Origin of the sequence: Zooshikella harenae (assembly GCF_018837975.1) — a bacterium.
In the GTDB taxonomy this organism is placed as follows: domain Bacteria; phylum Pseudomonadota; class Gammaproteobacteria; order Pseudomonadales; family Zooshikellaceae; genus Zooshikella; species Zooshikella harenae.
This window is the reverse complement of the sequence record NZ_JAGSOY010000006.1, coordinates 89,055-109,244: the sequence shown is the minus strand read 5'-3', so window position 1 is coordinate 109,244 and position 20,190 is coordinate 89,055. Positions and strand designations below refer to the sequence as shown.

16 protein-coding genes are annotated in these 20,190 nt (G+C 43.6%); 5 read left to right on the top strand and 11 right to left on the bottom strand.

The genetic code is table 11. From position 1 onward, the window contains the following. Positions 1-90: 90 nt before the first annotated feature. The 7 genes from cmk to mtnA form a co-directional block, all read right to left on the bottom strand. Positions 91-774: a (d)CMP kinase gene (gene cmk, locus KCG35_RS04755; protein ID WP_215818562.1), complete on the bottom strand. Its 684-nt coding sequence runs from the start codon at positions 772-774 to the stop codon at positions 91-93. After that, positions 774-3,026: a bifunctional prephenate dehydrogenase/3-phosphoshikimate 1-carboxyvinyltransferase gene (locus tag KCG35_RS04750; RefSeq protein ID WP_230409006.1), complete on the bottom strand. Its 2,253-nt coding sequence runs from the start codon at positions 3,024-3,026 to the stop codon at positions 774-776. The genes cmk and KCG35_RS04750 overlap by 1 nt, the downstream gene beginning before the upstream one ends. An 82-nt stretch (positions 3,027-3,108) precedes the next feature. Continuing rightward, positions 3,109-4,212, bottom strand: a complete 1,104-nt coding sequence (gene hisC, locus KCG35_RS04745; RefSeq protein WP_215818516.1) for a histidinol-phosphate transaminase — start codon at positions 4,210-4,212, stop codon at positions 3,109-3,111. A 32-nt stretch (positions 4,213-4,244) separates the two neighbouring features. Then, positions 4,245-5,333 (bottom strand): prephenate dehydratase, encoded by a 1,089-nt coding sequence (gene pheA, locus KCG35_RS04740; protein WP_215818515.1) that lies wholly within the window; start codon positions 5,331-5,333, stop codon positions 4,245-4,247. Positions 5,334-5,340: 7 nt separating this feature from the next. Further along, positions 5,341-6,429, bottom strand: a complete 1,089-nt coding sequence (gene serC, locus KCG35_RS04735) for a 3-phosphoserine/phosphohydroxythreonine transaminase (RefSeq protein ID WP_215818514.1) — start codon at positions 6,427-6,429, stop codon at positions 5,341-5,343. A 140-nt stretch (positions 6,430-6,569) separates the two neighbouring features. Next, the gene (gyrA, locus tag KCG35_RS04730) at positions 6,570-9,254 is read right to left on the bottom strand and encodes a DNA gyrase subunit A (RefSeq protein WP_215818513.1); all 2,685 of its coding nucleotides are present in this window, start codon (positions 9,252-9,254) and stop codon (positions 6,570-6,572) included. A gap of 581 nt (positions 9,255-9,835) precedes the next feature. Beyond that, on the bottom strand, positions 9,836-10,903 hold the full coding sequence (gene mtnA / locus KCG35_RS04725) for an S-methyl-5-thioribose-1-phosphate isomerase (protein WP_215818512.1): 1,068 nt from the start codon (positions 10,901-10,903) through the stop codon (positions 9,836-9,838). A gap of 384 nt (positions 10,904-11,287) precedes the next feature. Here mtnA and KCG35_RS04720 point away from each other — a divergent pair, with 384 nt between their 5' ends. From KCG35_RS04720 to KCG35_RS04700, 5 genes are all read left to right on the top strand, one after another. Next, positions 11,288-12,616, top strand: coding sequence for a TRZ/ATZ family hydrolase (locus KCG35_RS04720; protein WP_215818511.1), 1,329 nt, complete (start codon positions 11,288-11,290; stop codon positions 12,614-12,616). A gap of 41 nt (positions 12,617-12,657) precedes the next feature. Next, positions 12,658-13,410: a bifunctional 2-polyprenyl-6-hydroxyphenol methylase/3-demethylubiquinol 3-O-methyltransferase UbiG gene (ubiG, locus tag KCG35_RS04715; RefSeq protein WP_215818510.1), complete on the top strand. Its 753-nt coding sequence runs from the start codon at positions 12,658-12,660 to the stop codon at positions 13,408-13,410. 90 nt (positions 13,411-13,500) lie between these two features. Further along, the gene (locus KCG35_RS04710) at positions 13,501-14,187 is read left to right on the top strand and encodes an HAD-IA family hydrolase (RefSeq protein ID WP_215818509.1); all 687 of its coding nucleotides are present in this window, start codon (positions 13,501-13,503) and stop codon (positions 14,185-14,187) included. 22 nt (positions 14,188-14,209) lie between these two features. After that, a complete protein-coding gene (locus KCG35_RS04705; protein ID WP_215818508.1) occupies positions 14,210-14,950 on the top strand; it encodes a YciK family oxidoreductase in 741 nt (246 codons plus the stop codon). A gap of 390 nt (positions 14,951-15,340) precedes the next feature. Then, positions 15,341-16,288 (top strand): GGDEF domain-containing protein, encoded by a 948-nt coding sequence (locus KCG35_RS04700; RefSeq protein ID WP_215818507.1) that lies wholly within the window; start codon positions 15,341-15,343, stop codon positions 16,286-16,288. Between the two features lie 9 nt (positions 16,289-16,297). Here the strand turns inward: KCG35_RS04700 and rluB are convergent, their stop codons facing one another. From rluB to KCG35_RS04680, 4 genes are all read right to left on the bottom strand, one after another. Continuing rightward, complete coding sequence (rluB, locus tag KCG35_RS04695; RefSeq protein ID WP_309227288.1) at positions 16,298-17,161, bottom strand: 23S rRNA pseudouridine(2605) synthase RluB; 864 nt, start codon at positions 17,159-17,161, stop codon at positions 16,298-16,300. A 77-nt stretch (positions 17,162-17,238) separates the two neighbouring features. Then, positions 17,239-18,234 carry an SMC-Scp complex subunit ScpB gene (scpB, locus tag KCG35_RS04690; RefSeq protein ID WP_215818506.1) on the bottom strand — a complete coding sequence of 332 codons (996 nt, stop codon included), beginning with the start codon at positions 18,232-18,234 and terminating at the stop codon, positions 17,239-17,241. Next, complete coding sequence (locus KCG35_RS04685) at positions 18,231-19,130, bottom strand: segregation and condensation protein A (RefSeq protein ID WP_215818505.1); 900 nt, start codon at positions 19,128-19,130, stop codon at positions 18,231-18,233. The genes scpB and KCG35_RS04685 overlap by 4 nt, the downstream gene beginning before the upstream one ends. 424 nt (positions 19,131-19,554) lie before the next feature. Beyond that, positions 19,555-20,181 carry an L-threonylcarbamoyladenylate synthase gene (locus KCG35_RS04680; protein WP_215818504.1) on the bottom strand — a complete coding sequence of 209 codons (627 nt, stop codon included), beginning with the start codon at positions 20,179-20,181 and terminating at the stop codon, positions 19,555-19,557. Positions 20,182-20,190: the final 9 nt, after the last annotated feature.

The window sequence follows — 20,190 nt, the reverse complement described above, 5'->3', positions numbered from 1 at the left end:
CCAGCATCTGCGGGTTGCCCAATAATCAAACAGCACACCGCGCCGCTGGCTCAACAGTGTGCTGCTTACCTTTTTACATAAATAAACTTGTTATAGCAGACCTTTGTGCTTCAGGTGCATTTTTATTTCAACGATAACCTCTTCAATACTCAAAGGTGTTGTATCAATAATGATTGCATCTGTCGCCGGCAACAAAGGTGAGATAGCGCGCTCACTGTCTCGCTTATCTCGAGCCACGATATCCTCAAAAATGCGCTGGATATTAGCATCAATACCCTGTGCTTGCAATTGTTTAAGCCTTCGCTGGGCGCGCGCTTCAGCAGAAGCGGTGATATAAAACTTCATGGTTGCATGTGGAAATACCACCGTCCCCATATCACGACCATCCGCAACTAACCCAGGCATCTGTGCAAAAGCCTGTTGCCTGGCAAATAAACTATCACGTACCTCAGTTATTGCAGCTACTTTTGATGCAGACAGGCTCACTTCTTCTGTTCTGATTTGGAGACTAACATCTTCTTCACCAAGAAAAATCTGCCTTTGTGATGAACCATCACAAGTGCGAAAAGACACATCTAAGTCTTTGGCTAGTGCAGATAATGCAGCAATATCATCAAGATCAGCCTGAGCCTTTAGTGCAGCAAGTGCTGTTAAACGGTAAAGTGCACCACTATCCAGTAAGTGCCAACCAAGCTGTTGAGCCAAAAGACTGCTAACGGTACCTTTTCCTGAACCACTAGGCCCATCAATGGTAATAACAGGTACTTCATTCATCACTCAGCTGACTCCACGACTAGATTAAATCCTGTTACTTTCGCAAGTTCTATGAAGTTTGGAAATGAGGTCGCCACGTTAGCACAATTTGCTATTTCTATAGGACCACTTGCTCGTAAGCCTGCAACAGCAAACGCCATTGCTATACGATGATCACCTAAACTATCAACCTTACCACCCTGCAATGTCTGACCACCTTTAATGATAATGCCATCCAAGGTTGTTTCGACACGAGCCCCCAGCGCATCCAGACCATCAGCCATGGCTTGAATACGATCACTTTCTTTGACCCGCAACTCACTTGCACCTCGCACCGTGGTAGTACCCTGCGCATTGGCTGCAGCAATACAAAGTACAGGAAATTCGTCAATAGCTAGCGGTACCTGATCTTCAGGAACCTCAATGCCCTGGAGCTGAGCAGAACGTACACGAACATCAGCAACAGGTTCACCACCCACTTCACGCTCATTTTCCAGGGTGATATTTCCACCCATTAAGCGCAAGATATTAATCACTCCTACACGTGTTGGATTAATCCCTACATGCTTAATCAGCAATTCAGACCCAGGCACAATGGAAGCAGCAACCATAAAAAATGCAGCAGAAGAAACATCTGCTGGTACTTCAATTTTGCACGCAGAAAGTTGACCACCACCCTGGATCGTCGCTGAATTGCCATTAACCGCTACGGGATAACCAAACCCTGTTAGCATACGTTCTGTGTGATCACGAGTGGGCGCAGGTTCAGTCACTGTCGTCGAGCCCTGAGCATACATACCCGCAAGCAACAAACAGGATTTAACTTGGGCACTGGCCATCGGTAGTATGTAATCTATGCCAGTTAATTGATGCCCACCCTCAATTTTTAGCGGGGGTCGACCTTCAGCCTCCGTGTTAATGACTGCACCCATTTGTTGTAAAGGCACAGCAACTCGACTCATTGGCCTTCCAGATAACGAGGCATCTCCTGTCAAGGTGACATCAAATTTCTGTGCAGCCAACAACCCAGCAAACAACCGCATCGCGGTACCTGAATTACCAAGATAGAGAGGCCCTGGTGGCTGCTTAAGTCCATGCAAGCCTACTCCATAGATAGTGACTTTACCTTGATGAGGGCCTTCAATCACTACCCCCATATCCCGAAATGCTTGCAATGTGGCCAGACTATCTTCACCTTCCAAAAAGCCTTCTATTTCCGTCACGCCGTCTGCTAACGATCCCAGCATAATAGAACGATGAGAAATAGACTTATCTCCAGGAACTCGAATCTCTCCAGATAACGGACCTGCCTGACGACTGATATAACGTATTTCTTGCTGTTTCATAGGCTCCACATAGGCACGACGGGCCAACATTTTACTAAAGTGTTCACGAGCCACTTTGGCTCGCGTAAAAACGCCCAGCATATACTGGCTATCTTCTGTTTCCACAGCCTTCTGCAGTTTGACTAAATCGGCTGTAAAATCATTAAGTGCTCGCAGCACAGCGCCTTTATTGGCCACAAAAATATCGTGCCACATAGTCGGATCACTAGCGGCAATTCGAGTAAAATCACGAAAGCCACCCGCTGCATAGCGAAAAATATCTTGATTATCACGCTCTGTTGCTAGCGTATCAACCAGAGAAAAAGCAAGGAGATGGGGTAAATGACTTGTTACCGCAAGCACTTCATCATGTCGTTGAATATCCATTTGCAAAACATCAGCACCAATCCCCTGCCACAACTGACGTACACAGCATAGCGCCTGATGATTTGCCATCGCATGCGGTGTCAGAATCACTTTATGGTTAACAAACAGGTCTGGATTTGCTGCAGTCACCCCACTTTTTTCTGAACCAGCAATGGGGTGTCCAGGAATAAAATTTTGAGGCCACTCACCAAATACCGCCTCAGTAGCATCAATTAAACACCCTTTAGCACTACCCACATCAGTGATGACTTTATCTTGCCAACCTTCAACGTCAGCCACTGACTGCAACATTTGTTGCATTCGCAACATCGGTATCGCTAAAACAATGATATCAGCTGCTTTTACTGCATCAGCTAATGGCAAATAATCATCAATTACCTGTATCGCTTTGGCTATTTTCAATGCCTGTTGATCAAGATCGACGCCTAATACACGGTGACAAAGCGACCGCTGCTTTACAGCCGTCGCCACAGATCCACCAATCAAGCCTAACCCAACAACAACCAGCGTTTGCTTTGATAACGGTTTCATAACAAAGCCATTTGGCTCAGTACTGCTCATAATGTTCTACTGCTCATGATCTACAAATTTCGCTTAACTCATTTCAACTAGCAATATAGGTAATATGAATGTCGCTTGAAAGTTAAAGAATCTGTTCAAGCACCTTAATCAATCGTTCATTTTCTTTGGGTAAGCCTATAGATATACGCAGATGACGAGCCATACCATAGTTTGCAACAGGACGAACAATTACCCCCTGCTGAAGCAACTGTTGATTAATACCCGCCGCATTCTCACCAAAATCAGCTGTCACGAAATTACCCTTTGAAGGAATAAAACTCACTTCAAAAGCATTGAGTGCAGATGTAATTTGCTCCATACCTTCATGGTTTATCTGACAGGCTTTTGTTAAATATGGCTGATCATGCAAAGCAGCCTCAGCTGCAGCCAGCGCTAGGCTACTTACATTGAAAGGCTGTCGCACTCTGTTCAACATATCTGTTATTTCAGGTGATGCAACCGCATAACCCACTCGCAAACCTGCAAGCCCATAGGCTTTAGAAAAAGTACGACACACAACTAAATTAGGGAGGTCCTGCTGGAGTCGTAACCCGTTAGGGTAGTCTTCACTATCAACATATTCAAAGTAGGCTTCATCAAGCACTACAATGACATGCTCAGGAACCTGCCCAAGGAACTTAACTAACTCACTTCGAGAAAAGCAGGTACCCGTGGGATTATTTGGATTCGCTAAAAACACCATTACAGTTTTTTCAGTAACTGCCTTCGCCATCGCCTCAAGATCATGCCCCCACTCTACCGCAGGGACCACAACAGCTTTACCCCCAACAGCCTGCGTGACAATGGGATACACAATAAAAGCATATTGCGAAAAAATAACTTCTGCACCTGGAGCTACAAATGCACGCGCTAAAAGATCAAGCACATCATTAGAGCCATTACCCAACGTGATTTGGTCAAATGCTACGTTAAGGTGAGCACAGAGTGTATTTTTTAAGCTATAGCCATTGCTATCAGGATAACGCGTTAACTCACTTTGAGCCTTGGTAATAGCCTCTAAAACCTTGGACGAAGGTCCTAAAGGATTCTCATTACTTGCCAGTTTTACAATATTTTCTGGCGCTAACCCCAGTTCTCTAGCAACTTCGTCAACAGGTTTGCCTGGTATATAAGGCTGTAACTGTCTAACCCCCTGTACAGCCAACTGCGTATAATCCACCGACATAGCCACTCCCTAATTATTATTAATGTGTTTTACTAAAGAACCCCTTTCGGATAAGACCCTAAAATTTTCAAGTCAGAAGCTTTAGCTGCAACATTTTTCATTACTTCAGCAATTTTAGGGTCATGAACATGTCCTAAGAAGTCGATAAAGAACACATAATTCCAGGTACCAGTGTTTGAAGGACGCGTTTCTACTCGCGTTAAATCAATATTTCCCTTATGGAATGGCTCCAATAACTCATGCAAAGCACCTGGCTGGTTACGCATTGAAACCATGATTGATGTTTTATCCTGCCCACTTGGTAACGCTTCTTGGGTTCCAATTATTAAAAACCGTGTTGAGTTGTCAGGACGGTCTTCAATTTTCTCTGCTACTTTTTCTAGCTCATAAAGTTCAGCAGCCATATCTCCCGCAATGGCTGCTGAATGCCATTCACTTTTAATGCGCTTCGCTGCTTCAGCATTACTATTCACCGCTACTCGCTCAGCACTAGGATAGTAGGAGTCCAGCCATTTGCGACATTGTGCTAATGACTGAGCATGCGAGTAAATACGAGAAATTTTATCGCGGCGAGTATGCTCTGAAACCAATAAATGATGATGAATACGGAGCTCAACTTCACCACAAATCTTTAAGGGTGACTCCATAAATGAGTCAAGCGTGTGGTTGATAACCCCTTCCGTAGAGTTCTCAACAGGCACAATACCGTAATTAACTGCACCTGCGAGTACTTCCCTAAATACTTCATCAATAGTTGCCATTGGCACACACACAGCGGAATGCCCAAAATGTTTTATTGAGGCGGCTTGCGTAAATGTGCCTTCTGGTCCCAGGTAGGCCACTTGAATTGGCTGCTCCAAAGCTAAACAAGCAGACATAATTTCACGAAACAGACGGGCCACTTCCTCATCATCTAGTGGACCTTGATTATTCTGCATGATGCTTCGCAACACCTGTGCTTCTCGCTCAGGCCGGTAATAAAAGCTATCGCCTTCAAGTTGCTTTACTTGGGCAACACTTTTCGCACAGTCAGCGCGTTCACTCATCAGCGTCAGTAATTTACTATCGATAGTATCAATGCGATTACGTAGCTCTTTTAATTTTTGCTCAGATTCCGACATACTTTTCTTAACCACGGCGTTTCTCAAAATCTTTCATTAAATCAATCAATACATCTACCGCTTGCTCTGGAACTGCATTATAGATAGAAGCACGCATCCCCCCTACAGAGCGATGACCTTTTAAGTTCATCAGCTTATTTGCTTCAGCCTCTTGCAGAAAACAAGCATTTAAGGCGTCATCTTTTAAAGTGAACGGCACATTCATCCAAGAGCGGCAATCAGGATCAATTGGATTATGATAAAAGTCACTCTCATCAATAAAGCGATATAACTTAGTGGCTTTTCGTTTATTAATTTCTGCCATTGCTGACAGTCCCCCTTGACGCTTTAACCATTTAAATACCAAACCAGATAAGTACCAGGCAAATGTTGGAGGCGTATTTAACATCGAACCATGATCAGCAATACGCTGGTAATTAAACACTGAAGGTGTTGATGGCATAACACGATCAAGTAAGTCTTTACGCACAATCACCAGAGTAATCCCAGCTGGCCCAATATTTTTTTGTGCCCCTGCATAAATCAACGCAAATTTGCTTACATCAATCGGGCGAGAAAGCAGCGTAGAAGACATATCAACGACCAGTGGTATTGATTCCACCTCGGGGACAAAATGGAATTCAAGCCCACCAATCGTTTCATTTGGGGTGTAGTGCAAATATGAAGCCTGTTTGGGAATATCCCACTCAACCAACGGAGGGATTGTTGTATTCTGAAAGGTTTGGGCATCCGCCACGATGTGCGTTTTTGCATACCGAGCAGCTTCAGCAGTGGCTTTTTGCGACCAAATACCGGTATTAACACAAGCAACCAGAGGGTCAGCCTCTTTACCTAAAAGGTTCATAGGAATAAGTGAGAATTGAGCTGTCGCCCCCCCTTGCATAAACAATACGGCATAGTCATCAGGCACTTGCAGCAGATCTCGTAAATCTTGCTCTGCCTCTGCTGCCATAGATTCAAAAGCTGCATGACGGTGACTTATTTCCATCACAGAAATGCCCATTTGCTGCCAATCAAGTAGTTCAGCCTGAGCCTGTAGCAACACTTCATCAGGCAAAGCAGCAGGTCCTGCACAAAAATTAAAGGCTCGTGTCATAAGCAATACCGTACCAACTAACACCATAGACAATAAAACGGCCAATATCCTTGTAAGGATATTGGCCGTTTTGTTAACAACTTAGCGGCTCCTGATCAGCTTGACCACCAGCTAACTGTTCATTCTTTCGTTGCCGTCCGTCAGTCCTCACCAGGTTCTTCTCCATCCTGAGCACCAGGGTCATCAGTATCAACTTCTGGCTCATCTGTTTCAGTGGTCATGTCATGTGAAACGTCAACATTTTCCTCTAGAGCATCATCAAGGGCTTCTATATCGCCTTCGATATCATCAGTCTCTTCAGGCTCTGCAACTTGCTCAATACTGACTAGACGTTCACCATTACCCAGTTTAATTAGGCGTACACCCTGAGTATTTCTGCCAAGTACTGAAATTTCATCAATACGTGTTCTAACCAATGTACCCTGGTCAGAAATCAGCATCATTTCATCATTATCCCAGACTTGAATAGCTCCAATAATAGCGCCATTACGCTCACTACTTTGCATACCAATCACACCCTGACCACCACGCCCATAAATAGGAAACTCAGCAACCTGGGTACGCTTACCATAACCATTTTCACTTGCAGTAAGAATAAAGCCATCATTATCAGGAATAATCAGTGAAATTACCTTTTGCTGCTGTTGCAGGCGAATACCTCTCACCCCTTTAGCTGTCCGCCCCATCGCACGCACATCTGACTCTTTAAAGCGAATAGCTTTACCAGAACTGCTTATCAGCATGACATCCTGCTCACCGTCTGTAATAGCAACACCAACAAGACGGTCTGCTTCATCAAGCTCTAATGCGCGGAGGCCTGCATTACGTGGACGTGAAAACTGCTCCAGCGGTGTTTTCTTCACAGTGCCATTAGCTGTAGCCATGAAGACAAAATGTCCTTCAGTAAACTCGGTTACTGGCAATATAGCGGTAATATATTCATCTGCTTGCAGTGATAATAGGTTATTAATCGGACGTCCTCGAGATGTTCGACCTGCAGCGGGAATTTCATAAACCTTTAACGAGTACACCTTACCAACAGACGAAAAACATAGAATTTGAGTATGGGTATTGGCAACTAACAAGTGTTCGATATAGTCTTCGTCTTTCAAAGAGCTTGCCGACTTACCACGACCACCACGACGCTGAGCCTGATAGGTATCCAGAGGCGTTGTCTTGGCATAACCGCTACGTGAAATCGTAACTACCATATCTTCTTCAGTGATCAAGTCTTCAACGGTTAAATCAACTCGCGAGCTGACAATCTCAGAACAACGCTCATCACCATACTCTTCACGAACTTGCTCTAACTCTTCACGAATAACCGCTTTGAGCCGGTTTGTATCTGACAAAATAAGCATCAACTCAGCAATTCGCTTGAGTAGTTCCTGATACTCATTCAATAACTTTTCATGCTCTAAACCAGTCAGCCGATGCAAACGTAGCTCAAGGATAGCTTGCGCCTGCTCAGGTGATAAATAATACTTCCCATCGCGCAACCCAAATTCTTCTGCTAAACCATCAGGGCGACAAGAAACAGCTCCAGCACGGTCAATCATGTTTAACACATGGCCGGGCTGCCAGGGAGTATTAATTAACTTATCTTTAGCTTCTGCGGGTGAGGGAGATTCTTTAATAAGCTGAATAACAGGGTCAATATTGGACAGAGCAACTGCCTGACCTTCCAAAATATGGCCACGCTCTCTAGCTTTGCGAAGTTCGTAAACTGTACGACGAGTAACGACTTCACGGCGATGACGGATAAAGGCTTCAATTAATTCTTTAAGGTTTAGCAGCTTAGGTTGACCATCAACCAGCGCAACCATATTAATACCAAAAACACTTTCCAACTGAGTCTGAGAGTAAAGATTATTGAGTACAACATCTCCCGACTCACCTCGGCGCAGCTCAATAACAACACGCATCCCATCTTTATCAGACTCATCGCGAAGCTCAGTAATGCCTTCAATTTTTCGATCTTTTACCAGCTCAGCAATTTTTTCAATCAACTTCGCTTTATTAAGTTGATAGGGAATTTCAGAAACGATAATCGTTTGCTTACCCGTCTTAGGATCCTCTTCAATATCAGCTTTTGCTCTGAGATAGATCCGGCCACGACCAGTACGGTAAGCTTGGAGAATCCCTGCTCGGCCATTAATGATTGCACCTGTAGGGAAGTCAGGCCCTGGGATATATTCCATCAACTGATCAATAGATAAAGAAGCATCATCAAGCAATGCTAAACAACCATTAACCACCTCTCTCAAGTTGTGGGGAGGAATATTGGTTGCCATTCCCACCGCAATACCAGATGAACCATTAACCAATAAGTTTGGTATACGCGTAGGCAAAACAACGGGGATTTGCTCTGTGCCATCATAGTTAGGTGTAAAATCGACGGTTTCTTTTTCTAAATCTGCCAATATGGAATGGGCAATTTTTGCCATGCGTACTTCGGTATAACGCATAGCCGCTGCCGAGTCACCATCAACAGAACCAAAGTTACCTTGGCCATCAACCAACACATAACGCATCGCAAAAGGCTGCGCCATGCGGACAATTGTATCGTATACAGCAGAGTCACCATGCGGGTGATACTTACCGATTACGTCACCAACAACACGTGCCGACTTTTTGTAAGCTTTGTTCCAATCATTATTAAGCTCACTCATCGCAAACAGTACACGACGATGTACTGGCTTCAAACCATCGCGGACATCAGGCAATGCACGCCCAACAATCACGCTCATAGCATAATCAAGATACGACTGTTTCAGCTCATCTTCGATATTAATCGGAAGTATTTCTTTAGCTAAATCACCCATTACGGATATGTTTCCTTATGCTGTGGGTTCTGACTGATGCCAGCATCAATGAGTCAAAAACCGATAACACCTATGCATTAAGTAACTGCACCAAGTGAAGCTATCTACATGAAAAAACGTATTGAGCACTTGTCTTCTAAAATCGAGTCAACTCGAATCACTCTGACAACTCATAGCGCTTTTATTAAGATGCCCGTACTACTTACAGCTTTAAGTAACACTATTTATCGACATCACCTAACATGCACTACAGCCCCACCTCCTTTACCAGAAACGCTCAAAAAACCAATAGGAACGCATCCTCAACACGGATTACGTCAATGATTAATGTAAAGGGGTATGGGTTTTACCATGCTCAATGCACAATTAATCTATTCACCACTGGTAACGCTTAGCCAGCTTTAATACAACCAGTTACTGTTAGTTGGGCTGGGCAATATTCCGTGAAGTTCCGGTCACCCAGCAAAAAGATGAGTAATTATAACCAATTACCGCAAAGGTGTATATTTAATCAATGCATCTAACTTAAGCTATTCCAACAATACATTTAAGTCGTCACATTACGACTATCAGCCTCATTTTCAGCAAAACAGTTGTTGCATTTTTGCCTGCGTTGGATTTTCTATCACACCACGCTCTGTGACAATCATATTGATTAAACTAGCAGGCGTCACATCAAACACAGGGTTGCTCACAGAGGTGTTTTCAGGTGCTAGCATTTTATCACCTAGCATGATTAACTCATTACGCCCTCGGCACTCAATTTCAATTTCTTCTCCTGATGCCAAACTCATATCAACTGTCGACGAAGGGGCTACAACCATAAATTTACACCCATGATGATGGGCCAACAGTGCCAAACCATAGGTTCCAATTTTATTAGCTGTATCACCATTTGCGGTAATACGGTCAGCACCTACGATGACCCAGTCTATTTTATTCGTCGTCATATGATAGGCTGCAGCGCCATCTACACCTACAACAAATGGAATGTTTTCCTGGGTCAGCTCCCATGCCGTTAACCGAGCACCTTGTAACCATGGACGCGTTTCATTAACCCAAACCTTATCTAACTCATTAGTTTCAGCCAATGCCCTAATAACTCCCAGAGCAGTTCCATAGCCGCCTGTTGCGAGTGCTCCAGCATTACAGTGGGTCATCACACTGAGCTTATGGCCAGCAGATGATGATGCTAAGATAGCCTTCTTACCATACTGCCCCATGATTTGATTAGCAGAGACATCCTCCTGATGAATAGCCACGGCTTCAGCCATAAGCTTATTTTTCAGTGATGCAGTAACCTGCTCTTCAGCTGAAGATGATACATGTTCATTGGTTAGCTTACGCATTCGCTCTATTGCCCAACGAAGATTAACGGCTGTTGGTCTTGCTGCAGACAACATATCAAGCATAGCCATTAGTGAGCTTATTGATTGCCCCTCTGTTGCTGCAAGAACAGCACCATAAGCTGCGCTAATACCAATAGCAGGCGCGCCACGAACAACCATTTGTTGTATTGCCTTAGCTACATCCTCTGCTGTTGAGCACAGTACATAATGTATTTGACTGGGTAATACTTGTTGATCCAGCAGCTTTAACTGCGTCCCTGTCCAACTAATCGCTTCGACCTTTGAAAAAGAAGACTGCATCTTTTTTGTATCCTTTTACATCAACTTAATAAACTCACTCAGCATGGTTACTTGTCAGTTTACAGCGCAAAAATCTGTATATTTATAAAACCTTTTACCCTTGAATCAGACCACTATCTAAACATTCAATTATTTTAATAACACCATAAATAATTTAGTTGTCGTATATTAATTTATTTACCTATTTATATGAGCAGGAGACCCGCTACACGACATACGATGAATATCAAACTCGAAATAGACAACACAAAACTATATACTGCCGACTGATCTCTGGATACAGCCGGTTAGTGCAGGATGCATGAACACGTGCTGATCACTTATTACTAGAATAAGTCTACTAACTAATGCTGTTGTATTTTTAATCAGTCTGTGGAAGCCGCTATGAGTGAAAAAAAAGTTGTCGATACTATTATTGAGGCTGGCTGGGTCATCCCTGTCAATGGTGATAAAGAAGTACTCCAAAATCATGCACTTGTTATAAATGGTGGAACAATCATTGCCATCATACCTAATGAACAAGTACTAAATCAGTACCAGCCAACAAACCATCAACAACTACCGAACCATGCACTCATTCCCGGCTTTATTAATACTCACTGTCATGCAGCAATGTCATTTTTCCGTGGAAAAGCGGATGACCTTCCTTTAATGACTTGGCTAAATGAACATATTTGGCCTGCAGAATCTCAATGGGTAAGCGCTGAATTTGTTCACGATGGCACCCAACTTGCGATTGCTGAAATGCTTCGCTGTGGTACTACAACCTTCAGTGATATGTATTTTTTCCCAGAAGTAGCCGCCAGAGTCGCTTTAGATGCTAAAATTCGTAGCCAGATCAGCTTTCCTATTATGGACTTCCCCACCCCCTGGGCCAAAGATCCAGACGAATATATTCACAAAGGGCTTGAGGTTTTTGATCAGTTCCGTCATCAGTCTATGACGCGCATTATGTTTGGCCCTCATGCCCCTTACACCGTGTCAGATGAACCACTAAAACGTATTGCTACTCTATCTGAGCAATTAGATGCCGCAGTCCAAATGCATATTCATGAAACCCCCACTGAAGTTGATGAGGGACTGGCTAAAACAGGAAAACGTCCTTTACAGCGACTGCATGATTTAGGCTTACTCAGCCCACGCCTACAGTGTGTGCATATGACCCAAATCACTGAAGCAGATATTCAGCTACTCCTGCAAACAGGAGCACATGTTGTTCATTGCCCAGAATCCAACTTAAAACTAGCCAGCGGTTTTAGCCCTGTTGATCAGCTTCTAAAAGCAGGTGTTAATGTTTCCTTAGGTACTGATGGTGCAGCCAGCAATAATGACCTGGATATGCTGGGCGAAATGCGTACGGCGGCCTTACTAGCTAAAGCGGTTGCTGAAGATGCTGCCGCTTTGTCTGCCCATGAAGCACTCGCCATGGCGACAATAAATGGTGCAAAAACATTAGGCATTGATGACATCACGGGTAGTTTAGAAGTTAATAAAGCTGCAGATGTTACGGCCATCAATCTAGATGAGCTGGAAAATCTGCCCATGTACCATCCTGTTTCACAAATTGTGTACACCGCAAGTTCACGACAAGTGACGCATGTTTGGGTTGACGGTAATTTAGTGTTAAACAATCGGGAACTCACTACATTAGATATTGATTATCTCAAAGCCAACACTTTACGTTGGAAAGAACATATCATTACTGGCAAATAAACCAGTACCAGCAAGGTACTTTAAAACGGGAAATGCTCGCAATGGAACAATCCCCTAACAGCAACGTTAATACCCCAAACAATGTTAATACAGATAAAAACGTTGATGCCGATGAAATCGCTAAGTTTGAGGCATTAGCTAGCCGCTGGTGGGATCGTAACAGTGAGTTTAAGCCGCTCCATGATATCAATCCGCTGAGGCTTAATTTCATTGATGAACGAGCATCTCTGCCAGGCAAAAAAGTACTCGATGTCGGCTGTGGTGGTGGCATTCTTGCTGAGTCCATGGCCTTACGTGGTGCTCAAGTGCAAGGCATCGATATGGGTGAAGCGCCATTAACCGTTGCTAAACTCCACTGTCTGGAATCCGGCGCAAGTGTTGAATACGCTCAAACCACAGCAGAAACCTTAGCGCAAGAAAAGCCAGGGTATTTTGATGTTGTCACTTGTCTTGAAATGTTAGAACACGTCCCTGATCCATCATCAGTCATAAAAGCATGCAGCCAATTGGTTAAACCTGGCGGCCATGTCTTCTTCTCAACTATTAACCGTAACCCCAAATCTTATTTATTTGCCATCGTCGGTGCTGAATACGTTTTAAAGCTACTTCCTAAAGGTACTCATGAGTGGAACAAGTTCTTACGTCCAGCAGAACTTGCTCGCTGGGTACGTGCTGCAGGCTTACAGTCACAAACTATGACAGGGATGAGCTATAACCCCATCACCAAACACTATAAACTGGATGAACACGATGTCAGCGTCAACTATTTGCTGCACACTGTAAAACCAGAATGAATACTGTAGTTGGCATAGCTCAGGTTTAGTTATCTGAGCTAAACCAAACATAATGAGTAACACCTGTTCAGTTGAGAAGCAGAAACCTTCATGCAAACGTCTCCAATCCATGCCATTTTGTTTGACTTAGATGGCACTTTACTCGACACCGCTCCAGACTTAGTTGCTGCAGTAAATCGTCTGCGCCACGCTCATGGTGAAAGTAACCTTGACTACGATTTGGTACGCAACTGCGTTTCTAATGGCGCAAAAGCCTTAGTCAAACTAGCTTTTTCGATAACAGAAGAGGATGAGCGCTTTACTGCATTACACCAGCAACTGTTAGCCTTTTATGAAGAGCAGCTTGTCAACGAAACAACCTTATTTCCAGGCATGGATCATTTACTGCAAGCTATTGAGTCTCGCCAGCTCCCCTGGGGCGTAGTTACCAACAAACCCAGTCAATATACTTTGCCAATAATGGACTCACTTGCACTCACTAAACGCAGTGCAGTAACGCTATGTCCAGATCATGTTCAGCAGCGCAAACCTCACCCAGAAGCGCTACTCACTGCCTGCAATCAGCTTAACTGCATACCTCAGCAGTGTATTTACATTGGTGATCATGAACGGGACATTGAAGCAGGCCAACGTGCAGGTATGGTGACGGTTGCGGCATGCTATGGCTATATTGACAATGACAGCAATCCAGAATCCTGGCCTGCTGATTTTCATGCAGATTCTGCCATGGATATTCTTGATTGGCTTGACGATAACAACTGGACTTTACGAGCTTAACTTTACTAATTGGGCGAACATCATGTTTGAATATCAAGCACACGATAATCTGTTAGCTGATCGTGTTATTTTGGTTACAGGTGCTGGTGATGGCATTGGCAAGGCAGCTGCCCTAAGTTTTGCCCATTACGGCGCCACTGTAATTTTGCTAGGCCGTACCACCAAAAAGCTAGAAGCTGTTTATGATGAAATTGAGCAAAAAGGCTATCCACAACCTGCTATTTACCCAATGAATTTAGATGGTGCTAGCCCTAAAGATTATGATGATTTAGCACAACGTATTGACCAGGAATTTGGTCAGTTAGATGGCCTGCTTCATAATGCAGGAAGCTTAGGAACACTGACCCCCATTAGCCAGTACAATATTGATACATGGCATCAGGTCATGCAGGTTAATGTCAATGCAGCCTTTATGATGACGCAAGCGCTTCTACCACTACTTCGCAAATCAAGTGATGCCTCTGTCATTTTTACGTCATCCTCTGTTGGGCGTAAGGGCAGAGCGCATTGGGGCGCATATGCTGTATCCAAATTTGCAACTGAAGGACTGATGCAGGTACTTGCCGATGAAGAGGAAGAAATTAGCCACATCCGCTTTAACTCGGTGAACCCAGGAGCAACCAGAACAGCCATGCGAGCACAAGCTTATCCGGCAGAGGATCAAGCTAAATTGGCTAGCCCAGAAGACATCATGAATGTTTACCTCTATTTAATGGGACCTGAGAGTCAACCCGTCAATGGCCAAGCCTTTAATGCTCAATAAACGCCCGTTATTAATAATTTCCTTCCAGTAAAGTAAAACCTGAAATCATCCCATAAAATGCTCAAAGAGGATTACATGCTCCTCTTTGAGCATTGAAAAGCTATTACTGAGCCTATTATTAGTTCTCCTGCTAATTGTTAAAAGCAAAAAAGCACCTATAACAAACTGCTTTTTTTCGTCACTTATTTGACGCTCCCCCCACTCTATCCGTTATTATTAGTTGTTAAATCAAATAATAGCCATTCAGGCGGAACCAGTTTGCCGCCTTAGCTCGTTACGGGACTGTAAAGCCGCAGAAATATTTAAATAATAAAAAATTAATTAAGTGGCATAAAATTCGCAATGGTTTAGCGAACAAGACGGAACTATTTACAGAAGGCTTTGGTCGTTATGAATCAACCTGTGCAGCAATCTCACATGAGCAAGTTAAGAAAGCTCACCGCAGTCAATGGACAAGCCTCATCCAACGCAAAGGTTAATAGACAACCGCTACACACAATTCAAACGGATAACCTTTCAATAACACAGCGTTTGCAGTTTATCCAACGACTGCAAACCTCACTGGAAATAGAGACACTCATTCAACAAATCTTTAGTAGTATCGATGGGCTGGTTGAGCTAGATGGCCTTACCTATCTTCATAAAGATTATGGCCTGAGTATTCACTGTGGAAAAACCAAGCACCACAGCTGTAGTTATAGAATGATCACAGAAACGGATCAGCTCGGAGAAATAATCGGCTACCGCCAACGCCGTTTTACTGAAGATGAATTGGCCTGTATGGAAGAGTTACTGCAGTATGTCGTTTGCCCGCTACGCAATGCATTGCAGTATCGGTCAGCTATTCAGGCTGCTCTTTACGATCCACTAACAGGTGCAGGCAACCGCATTGCACTTGATAATGCGCTTCATAGAGAGTTACAGGTTTGTAAGCGGGAAAAACAACCTCTGTCCTTGCTGGTCTTAGATTTAGATCATTTTAAACAAATCAATGATAATTACGGCCATAGTGCTGGAGACTATGTACTTAAGCAAACTGTAGCCTGTTTACATAACAGCTTAAGAAATGTAGATATGGTTTTTCGGTATGGTGGCGAGGAATTTATTGTCCTGCTCTCTAAAACCAGTAAAAAAGCCGCAACAGTTGTGGCAGAGCGTTTGCGTAAGAGTATTGAAGATATGCAATGCCAATTTAATAACGCTGCAATTCCACTCACTGTTAGCTTGGGCACATCAACGCTTCAGGCAAAAGATACGATACAAGACTTATTTAATAGAGCAGACCAAGCCTTGTACCGTGCTAAAGCATCAGGTCGAAATGTGGTCGTTAATAGTTAGTCACACTAATTAACGCTGAGGGCGAACTGGCTTCTTTTTTCTAGGCTTACTGGTGGGATGCTTTCGCTGCTGGCGCTGTAAATCCGTCTTACCTTGTTTACTATGCACTGGCACAGGTTTAACACTTAAGCCTACCAGCTTAGCTAATTCATCCACTTCTCGCTGGGGAAGCTCTTCCCAAGCGCCAACCTTGACACGACTAGACAAAATAACATTTCCGTAACGCACGCGTTTTAGACGGCTTACTTTTACCCCTTGAGACTCCCAAAGACGACGAACTTCTCTGTTTCGGCCTTCCATGATAACAACATGAAACCAGCGATTAATGCCATCACCACCAGAATCAACAATATCCGTAAAGCGTGCAGGGCCATCCTCCAGCGTTACCCCCTTAAATAAGCGTTCAGTTATTTCAGGTGTTACCTCACCCATGACTCGAACAGCATATTCTCGCTCAACCTGATATGAAGGATGCATCAGGCGATTTGCCAACTCACCATCACTGGTAAATAACAATAACCCTGATGTGTTTATATCCAGACGCCCGATATTTATCCAGCGTTCTCCTTTAAGCTTTGGTAGTCGATCAAAGACTGTAGGACGGCCCTCATTGTCTTTTCTTGAACAAACTTCTCCTTCAGGCTTGTTATAAACCAATACACGTCGATGTTCAGCACCACAACTAATGGTTACTAATCGGTCATCTACTTTTACCTGATCAACACTAGAAACTCTTGCACCTAAAGCCGCTGTTTGCCCATTTACCTGAACACGACCTTCGGCAATCCATCGCTCAATTTCACGCCTGGAAGCCAGGCCTGTTTGAGCCAAGGCTTTTTGTAACTTAACCGTTTCCACTTCGTTTTTACTCACAACCGTTTTCAATAATTAAAGCTTACTACCAATCTCAGGTATTGAGCTTCCAGTTTTTCAAATTAAAGAAATCTTTATTAAGAAGCAGAGCCATCCTGTTGAGAGGAAGACTCATCTAAAGTTCTTTCATCAGATATTACTTCAGATTCACTTGAATCAGTTTCTTCAGTGCCATGTTGTACGTGTTCTTCTTGAAGCTGCTTATCCAAGAATGCTGCTACACGCTCTTGAGCTCTTGCAGTTTCTTCTGCCAATGTCACTTTTTCTGTTTCTTCAACTTCAATCACGGACAAAGACGCTTCATGTAATGACTTATCCTGATCAATGCTTTCAGTCGTGTCTTCACTTGCAGCTTCCTCTTCGTCAGCTTCTGGCTCAAACTTGCCAGATAACAACTGATCAAAATGTTCAGGTAAATGCTGCTCCATATCATCAAGCTCAGCAAACAGTTCATCTGCTGACATTGGTTTATCCTGTGACTCCTCACTTGAGCCTACTTGCTGTTCTCCAGACTCATCCAGAGCCAGTTCTTCATTCGCAGCCATTTCTTTAATTTCAGCAAGCGGCGGCAGCTGATCTAAGCTTTGCAGATTGAAGTAATCTAAAAATTGACGTGTTGTTGCATACATTGCAGGCCTGCCAGGCACATCACGATGCCCTACCACCCTTACCCACTCTCGCTCTTGCAAGGTTTTAATGATGGAAGAACTTACACTGACACCACGAATATCTTCAATTTCACCACGTGTAATTGGCTGCCGATAAGCAATGAGTGCAAGTGTTTCCAGCAGAGCCCGAGTATAACGAGGTGGTCGCTCTTCCCACAGCTTACCAACCCACTCACTCAACTGACTGCGTACTTGAAAGCGATAGCCTGAAGCGACCTCTTTAAGTTCAAACCCACGCCCTTCACACTGCTCACTGATTACTGTTAAAGCTTGCTTAATGGCTTCAGAGTCTGGACGACTATTTTCTGAAAACAGAAGTTGCATATGTTCTATGGTTAAGGGCTTTGGTGACGCAAGTAACGCACCTTCTAATATCATGCTTAAAGTAACGTCAAAATCTGTCATGAGGCTCGTGCTTTTACATGAATAGCCCCAAATGGCTCTGTTTGAACTAGCTCAATAAGGGACTCTTTTATTAATTCCAAAACAGCTAAGAATGTCACAACAACCCCTAACCGTCCTTCTTCAAGTGAGAAAAGTGCTACAAAAGGCGTAAAATGGTCAGCTGATAGAGCCCCCAACACTTGAGACATGCGTTCCCTGGTCGAAAGTGCTTCTTGTTCCACTTGATGACTTTCAAACATTTCTGCACGCTTTAGTACACCCGCAAATGCAACCAATACCTCTTTCAAGTCCACATCCGGCTGAGGTTTATCATGCACAATGTGTGGTGGTAATGCTCTTGCTAAATGAATATCACGCCCTTGCCTTGGCATTTCATCAATAGATTCAGCCGCTTTTTTAAACCTTTCATACTCCAATAAACGTCTTATTAGCTCTGCTCGAGGATCGTCCTCTTCCTCTTCAGTTTCTTCACTCATTCTTGGTAAAAGCATACGAGATTTAATTTCTGCCAACATTGCAGCCATCACCAAGTACTCTGCCGCCAGCTCAAAATGGACAGCCTTCATTAGTTCAACATACTCCATGTACTGCTGTGTAATATCTGCAACACATATTTCCAAAACATCCACATTCTGTCGTCGAATTAGATACAGGAGTAAATCCAAAGGCCCTTCAAAAGCCTCAAGAAAGACTTCCAGCGCTTCTGGAGGAATGTACAGATCCTGCGGTATTTCTGTGACAGGTTCACCTTGCACTATCGCAAAGGGTAGCTCAGCCTGCTCAGGTGTTTGCCGAAAACGACGCTGATAGATCTGGCTTTCAGATAGCAAGTCAGTTCGGTGATCCACCGCATCTTTGACGGTAGTATTTTCCGGTTGAGGCACTGGTTCTGACATTCATGCATTCCTAACGATAGAGCAAGCACATAGTTAAACGGGCTTTTTCAGGTGGTTGGGCTTACTCAAATCCTGCAAAAGGCTGACTCGACTAGCGTAAACCTCAATCAACATCACAGGTACTTTTTAATGTATTGATAACAACTATTTTGACAAAGAGGAAATCAACCTCCATAGCAATACCATTTCAGTTGTCTAAACAGTCTATTTTCGCAAAACAACACCTATCCTGCACCCATTTTTGTGCGGCTATATCTGAATAAATCTTGATAAAAGTTCCAGACTGAGCATTTATCTGGCTTCTAGGAAAAGCTGACCATACATATGTTTCATACGGTAATATTAAGGAGCAATAAATAACCACACTATAATCAGCTTAGAAGAAAATAGTTCACCCAAATGTCCAAATGCTAAAGAGAGAATTTTATGCCTGTAAAAAAGGTGCAGAATCTCCTTTGCCTTCTCGAATGACACTGGGCACCTCATCAACCATATTGATCACAGTTGTAGGCTCCATTCCGCAAAACCCGCCATCAATGATAAGGTCAACCTGATGCTCTAATAAATCACGCATATCATAAGGATCGATGAGTGGATATTCGTCCCCAGGCATAATCAGAGTCGTGCTCATGAGAGGCTCTCCCAAATCAGCTAACAGGGCCTGGGTGATTGCAAAATCTGGTACACGCAAACCTATCGTTCGCCGTTTTGGATGCATTAAACGACGAGGGACTTCGCGGGTAGCCTGCAAAATAAACGTATAAGGCCCTGGTGTATATGCTTTTAGTAAACGATAGGCTGTATTCTCAACACGTGCATAAATTGCAAGTTCAGATAAGTCACGACACATCAATGTAAAATTATGGCGTTCATCTAAGTTTCGAATACGACGAATACGATCAACCGCTTTTTTATCTCCAATATGGCAACCTAACGCATAGGCAGAATCTGTTGGATAAACGACCACCCCCCCTTGGTGAATAATATCTGCAGCTTGTCGTATTAAACGCTGCTGGGGATTTTCACAATGAATTTGAAAAAATTGACTCACAGTATTTAC